5 protein-coding genes are annotated in these 6,085 nt (G+C 70.7%); 4 read left to right on the top strand and 1 reads right to left on the bottom strand.

Going from position 1 to position 6,085, the window contains the following annotated elements:
* Both MR1_RS18330 and def read left to right on the top strand, forming a co-directional pair.
* Window positions 1–1,112 (top strand): MinD/ParA family ATP-binding protein (locus MR1_RS18330; RefSeq protein ID WP_067250504.1); only part of this gene is annotated, 1,112 nt, incomplete at its 5' end.
* Window positions 1,112–1,603: a peptide deformylase gene (gene def, locus MR1_RS18325; RefSeq protein WP_067250501.1), complete on the top strand. Its 492-nt coding sequence runs from the start codon at window positions 1,112–1,114 to the stop codon at window positions 1,601–1,603. The genes MR1_RS18330 and def, both read left to right, overlap by 1 nt.
* Window positions 1,604–1,679: 76 nt before the next feature.
* Here the strand turns inward: def and MR1_RS18320 are convergent, their stop codons facing one another.
* Complete coding sequence (locus MR1_RS18320) at window positions 1,680–3,506, bottom strand: AMP-dependent synthetase/ligase (protein ID WP_067250497.1); 1,827 nt, start codon at window positions 3,504–3,506, stop codon at window positions 1,680–1,682.
* A 158-nt stretch (window positions 3,507–3,664) separates the two neighbouring features.
* Between MR1_RS18320 and MR1_RS18315 the strand changes: the two genes are divergently transcribed.
* Together MR1_RS18315 and MR1_RS18310 are read left to right on the top strand one after the other, a co-directional pair.
* Window positions 3,665–4,363, top strand: coding sequence for a lysophospholipid acyltransferase family protein (locus tag MR1_RS18315; protein WP_067250494.1), 699 nt, complete (start codon window positions 3,665–3,667; stop codon window positions 4,361–4,363).
* Window positions 4,364–4,401: 38 nt separating this feature from the next.
* Complete coding sequence (locus MR1_RS18310; RefSeq protein ID WP_067250490.1) at window positions 4,402–5,739, top strand: class II 3-deoxy-7-phosphoheptulonate synthase; 1,338 nt, start codon at window positions 4,402–4,404, stop codon at window positions 5,737–5,739.
* Window positions 5,740–6,085 lie beyond the last annotated feature (346 nt).

Raw genomic sequence — 6,085 nt, 5'->3', positions numbered from 1 at the left:
GGTCGGCCGCCCCGGCCGTCGCCGCTCCGGCGACGACCCCGAGCGAGGAGGAGCCGCCGGTGTCCACCCACGAGGAGGAACCCGTATCGCCGTCCGCGGCCGGACGTGCGCCGCAGCACGGCGGGGCCGCACCGACGTCGAAGCGCCTGGGCGAGCTCGGCGAGCAGAAGCGTGAGAGCGCCGACCTGCTGACCGCGGACCGCCTGCTGGACCCCCACCAGATCGCGAAGCCGGAGCCCGAAGGGGCGTGGAACCACTTCGTGTACCGCGTCTCCGGCAAGCTCATCAACCTCGGCGACGGCCGCCGGGCGCGCGAGCGCAAGGCGCTGTCCGCACGCATCTCCGCGCCGCTGTCGGGCGGCGCCCGCTTCGTGCCGGTGCTGTCGCGGAAGGGCGGGGTCGGGAAGACCACCGTCACGGCGCTGCTCGGCATGGCGCTGGCCGATGCCCGGGACGACCGGGTGATCGCCGTCGACGCCAACCCCGACCGCGGCACGCTCGCGGACCGGATCGCCCGCACCAACGGCAAGACGGTGCGCGACCTCGTGCGGATCCACGACCGCGTGACCGGGTACCACGACATCTCGGCGGTCGTCTCCCGCGACGAGACCCGCCTGGACGTGCTCGCGTCCGACACCGACCCGCGGGTGTCCGAGGCGTTCAGCGACACCGACTACGAACAGGTCGCCTCGGTCGCGGCCCACTACTACTCGCTGGTGCTGACCGACACCGGGACCGGCATCGTCCACTCGGTGATGGGGGCGACGCTGGACCACGCCGACACCCTCGTCGTCGTCGCCGGGCTCAGCGTCGACGAGGCACGACTCGCCTCCGAGACCCTCACGTGGCTGGAGACGAACGGCTATGCGGACAAGGTCCGCGACGCCGTGGTCGTCCTCAACCAATCGACGCCCGGCGCGCCGCTGGTGCGCCTGGAGGAGCTGGAGTCGCACTTCGGCACGCGGGTGCGGCACGTCGTCCGCATCCCGTACGACCCGCAGATCGCCTCGGGGAGCGCCATCAACTACGGCGGGCTCCAGCCGCAGACGCGGCAGGCCGCGCGCGAGCTGGCCGCGCTGGTCGTCGAGGGCCTCCGGGCGCAGGTCGCCTGATGGCGGTCCGTGAGATCCGCCTGTTCGGCGACCCCGTCCTGCGCACCGTGTGCGCGCCGATCGAGCAGATAGACGACGGCGTGCGCGCCCTCGTCGCGGATCTGGTCGACACGGTGCAGCTTCCGGGGCGAGCCGGCGTCGCCGCACCCCAGATCGGGGTGGCGCTGCGCGCCTTCAGCTACAACATCGACGGCGACGTCGGGTACGTCCTGAACCCGGTGCTCGTCGAGGTGCGCGGCGAGCCGGTGCCCACCGGCGAGGGGTGCCTGTCGGTCCCGGGGCTGTGGCACGACGCCCTGCGCCACCCGTGGGCGCGGGTGGAGGGCATCGACCTCGACGGCGAGCCGGTCGTGCTCGAGGGGGAGGGGCTGCTCGCCCAGGCACTGCAGCACGAGACCGACCACCTGGACGGACGCGTGTACGTCTCGCGACTCGACCCGGACACCCGACGCCTCGCGATGCGCCAGATCCGCGAGAGCTCCTGGTTCTGACCGCCGCTGCGCACGAAGACGCCGAAGGCCCCGATCGCTCGGGGCCTTCGGCGTCTCGGGGCGTCGGTCCGGGGCGTCAGCCCAGCGGAACGGTGGTGGTCGCCGTCGGCTCGTCGTAGATGGCGGCGATCTCGTCGGCGAAGTCCTTCAGGATGATGTTCCGCTTGATGGACAGCTTGGGGGTGAGGTGCCCGCTGGCCTCGGTCCACTCGGACGGGAGGATCGTGAACTTCCGGATCGACTCGGCCCGCGAGACTCGCGTGTTCGCGTGGTCGATCGCGCGCTGCACCTCGGCACGGACGGCGTCGTTGCGCGCGGCCTCGGCCAGGGGCATGTCCGCGGACAGGCCGTTGTTGGCGAGCCAGGCCGGGAGCATCTCCGGGTCCAGCGTGACCAGGGCGGAGATGAACGGCTTCTGGTCTCCGACGACCACGACCTGGCCGACGATCGGGTTCGCCCGGATCGGGTCCTCGAGCGCCGCAGGGGAGACGTTCTTGCCGCCGGCGGTGACGATGATCTCCTTCTTGCGCCCGGTGATCGTGAGGAAGCCCTCGTCGTCGAAGGAGCCGATGTCGCCGGTGCGGAACCAGCCGTCGTCGAACGCCTCGGCGGTCGCGTCCGGGTTGTTCCAGTACTCCTTGAAGACGTTGATTCCGCGCACTTCGATCTCGCCGTCCTCGGCGAGCCGGATCCCGACGCCGGGAAGGGCGGGACCGACGGTGCCGATCTTGGACTTGTCGGCGAGGTTGACCGTGGCGGGCGCCGTGGTCTCGGTGAGCCCGTATCCCTCGAGGATCACGACGCCGAGGCTGTGGAAGAAGTGCCCGAGGCGCGCGCCGAGCGGCGCGGAGCCGGAGATGGCGTACACGACGTTGCCGCCCATCGCCTCCCGCAGCTTGCTGTAGACGAGCCGGTCGAACAGCGCGAACTTGATGCGCAGGCCCAGGGGGATCTTCGCTCCCTCCTCCTGGAGCCGCGAGTGCTCGACCGCGGCCGCGGCGGCGGCGCGGAAGATCTTGCCCTTGCCCCCGGCCTCCGCCTTCTGCTCCGCGGAGTTGTAGACCTTCTCGAACACGCGTGGCACGGCCAGCAGGAACGTCGGCTTGAACGAGCCGAGCGCGGGGAGGAGCTGCTTCGTGTCGGGCTGGTGCCCGGTGCGCACCCCGGCGTGCACGTCGAGGATCGAGATGAACCGGGCGAAGACGTGCGCGGTGGTGATGAACAGCACGGTCGAGGCCCCCGGCGTGGAGACGACGTCGTCGAGCGCCTTGGCCGCGTTGCGGGCGAGCTCGACGAAGTTGCTGTGGGTCAGCACGCAGCCCTTCGGGCGCCCCGTGGAGCCGGACGTGTAGATGAGGGTGGCGATGTCCGCGGCGTTCGCGATCGTGCGGCGGCGCTCGACCTCCTCGTCGGTGATCTCGGCGCCCTGCGCGGTGAGCGCGTCGAGCGCGCCGAGGTGCATCTGCCAGACCTCGCGGACGAGGGGCAGGTCGCCGCGGACCTCGTCGAGGCGGGAGAAGTGCTCCGCCGACTCGACCATCACGGCGATGGCTCCCGAGTCCTCCAGGATCCACTGGATCTGTGAGGGGGAGCTGGTCTCGTAGATCGGCACCATGACGGCGCCCGCGTAGAACAGCGCGAAGTCCACGAGCGTCCACTCGTACGTCGTGCGCGCGAGGAAGCCGACCTTCTCGCCCGGCTGGATGCCGGCGGCGACGAAGCCCTTCGCCAGGGCGATGACGGCGCGCTGGAACTCGGCGGCGGAGACGTCGCGCCAGCCGGCGCCGTCGGGAACGGAGAACAGCGCGAGGTTCGGCGTCTTCTCGACGCGCTGCACCAGGAGATCGGTGATGTTCGCCTCGGGGTCGGCGGGGACGATCGCGGGGACTTCGAACTGGACCACGGCAACTCCTTCGGTACCGGACGGGTGGCGGCCTTTTCAGGAGTCTAGGCCACGCGGGGGCGGTTGCGCGGCGGATCACGATGAGATCGAGTCGCAGATCCTCTGGGACCGGGTACCGCACTCGTCCGTCGGGGCCGCCGGCGGTAGACTGCACGACGATGATCTACTGGATCCTGAAGTACGTCGTGATCGGCCCGGTGGTCAAGGCCGTGTTCCGGCCCTGGATCGTCGGGCGCGCGAACGTCCCGGCGAAGGGCGCCGCCATCCTGGCGAGCAATCACCTGTCCTTCTCCGACTCCATCTTCCTGCCGCTGATGCTGGACCGCCCGGTGTCCTTCCTCGCGAAGAGCGACTACTTCACCGGCCGAGGGCTCAAGGGCTGGGCGACCCGGATGTTCATGAAGGGGACCGGTCAGCTTCCCATCGACCGCTCCGGCGGGAAGGCATCGGAGGCGTCGCTGAACACCGGCCTCAGCGTCCTCGGCCGGGGAGACCTCCTGGGGATCTATCCGGAGGGGACCCGCAGTCCCGACGGCAAGCTCTACCGCGGGCGCACGGGCATCGCCCGGATGGCGCTCGAGGCGCGGGTGCCCGTGATCCCCGTTGTCATGGTCGACACGGACGTGGCGATGCCGACCGGGCAGCGCATCCCCAACGTCATGCGGGTCGGGATGGTCATCGGCGAGCCCCTCGACTTCTCCCGGTACGCCGGGATGGAGAACGATCGCTACATCCTCCGATCCGTCACGGACGAGATCATGGTGGCCCTGCAGCGCCTCGGCCAGCAGCAGTACGAGGACGTCTACGCGTCGGCCGTCAAGGAGCGCCTGAGCGCGGCCGTCACACAGGCCTCCTGACGCGCGATCGCCCCGCGGGAGCCCCGTAGGATGGGGGGATGCTTCAGCACCTCGATGGAATCGACGCGTGGCGCTCCCTCCCGATCAAGCAGCAGCCCCAGTGGCCCGATGCCGCCCGCGTCGCCGAGGTCTCCACGCAGATCGCCGCCCTGCCCCCGCTCGTGTTCGCCGGTGAGGTGGACAACCTGCGCGACCGTCTCGCCCGCGCCGCCTCCGGACAGGCGTTCCTGCTCCAGGGCGGCGACTGCGCCGAGACGTTCGCCGGGGCCACGGCGGACCAGATCCGCAACCGCATCAAGACGGTGCTGCAGATGGCCGTGGTGCTCACCTACGGCGCCTCGATGCCGGTCGTGAAGATGGGCCGCATGGCCGGCCAGTTCGCCAAGCCGCGCTCCAGCGACACCGAGACGCGCGGCGACGTGACGCTTCCCGCCTACCGCGGCGACATCGTCAACGGCTACGACTTCACCGAGGGATCCCGCGAGGCCAACCCTGCACGGCTGCTGCAGGGCTACCACACCGCCGCCTCGACGCTGAACCTCATCCGGGCCTTCACCCAGGGCGGGTTCGCGGACCTGCGCGAGGTGCACTCGTGGAACAAGGGCTTCGCCCAGAACCCCGCCAACCAGCGCTACGAGCGGATGGCCGCGGAGATCGACCGGGCGATCAAGTTCATGGAGGCCGCGGGCGCGGACTTCGACGAGCTCAAGCGCGTCGAGTTCTTCACCGGTCATGAGGGGCTGCTCATGGACTACGAGCGGCCGATGACCCGGATCGACTCCCGGACGAACACGCCGTACAACACCTCCGCCCACTTCCTGTGGATCGGGGAGCGCACGCGCGACCTGGACGGCGCGCACGTCGACTACTTCTCGCGGATCCGCAACCCCATCGGCGTGAAGCTGGGCCCGACCACGACGCCCGAGACGGCGCTGGCCCTGATCGACAAGCTGGACCCGAACCGCGAGCCCGGCCGGCTGACGTTCATCACGCGGATGGGGGCGGGGAAGATCCGCGACGCCCTGCCTCCGCTGCTCGAGGCGGTCAAGGACTCCGGCGCGACGCCGCTGTGGGTCACCGACCCGATGCACGGCAACGGGATCACGTCGGCCACCGGGTACAAGACCCGGCGCTTCGACGACGTGGTCGACGAGGTGCGCGGCTTCTTCGAGGCCCACCGCGCCGTCGGCACGTTCCCGGGCGGCATCCACGTCGAGCTCACCGGCGACGACGTCACCGAGTGCCTGGGCGGATCCGAGCAGATCGACGAAGAGGGTCTGGCGACCCGCTACGAGTCCCTGTGCGACCCGCGCCTGAACCACATGCAGTCGCTGGAGCTGGCGTTCCTCGTGGCCGAGGAGCTCGAGAAGCGCTGACGGACGCACGCGCGAAGGGCGCATCCCCGATCGGGGATGCGCCCTTCGCGCGTGCGTGGTCCCGCGCCGCGTTTCGTCTCGCTTCGCTCGCTCAACGACCGGTGACGCTTCGGTCGTTGAGCGAGGAGCGCAGCGACCGGGTGACGCTTCGGTCGTTGAGCGAGGAGCGCAGCGACGAGACGAAACGCGGTGACCCCGGTGACGCTTCGGTCGTTGAGCGAGGAGCGCAGCGACGAGACGAAACGCGGTGACCCGGCGCCGGGATCAACCGCGGCGGGCTCGACGCGCCAGCACCAGGGACCCGCCGACGGCGAGCAGCCCGGCTGCGCCCAGCGCGAGCGGCAGC

The sequence above is a fragment of the Microbacterium resistens NBRC 103078 genome (assembly GCF_001552355.1).
Classification (GTDB): Bacteria; Actinomycetota; Actinomycetes; order Actinomycetales; family Microbacteriaceae; genus Microbacterium; species Microbacterium resistens.
The sequence above is the reverse complement of the archived record's forward strand: the minus strand, read 5'-3'. Positions and strand labels throughout refer to the sequence as shown.

What these genes read in the sequence shown, in the direction of transcription:
- def (WP_067250501.1), top strand. Translation starts at nt 1,112, where the DNA reads ATGGCGGTCCGTGAGATCCGCCTGTTCGGCGACCCCGTCCTGCGCACC.
- MR1_RS18315 (WP_067250494.1), top strand. Translation starts at nt 3,665, where the DNA reads ATGATCTACTGGATCCTGAAGTACGTCGTGATCGGCCCGGTGGTCAAG.
- MR1_RS18310 (WP_067250490.1), top strand. Translation starts at nt 4,402, where the DNA reads ATGCTTCAGCACCTCGATGGAATCGACGCGTGGCGCTCCCTCCCGATC.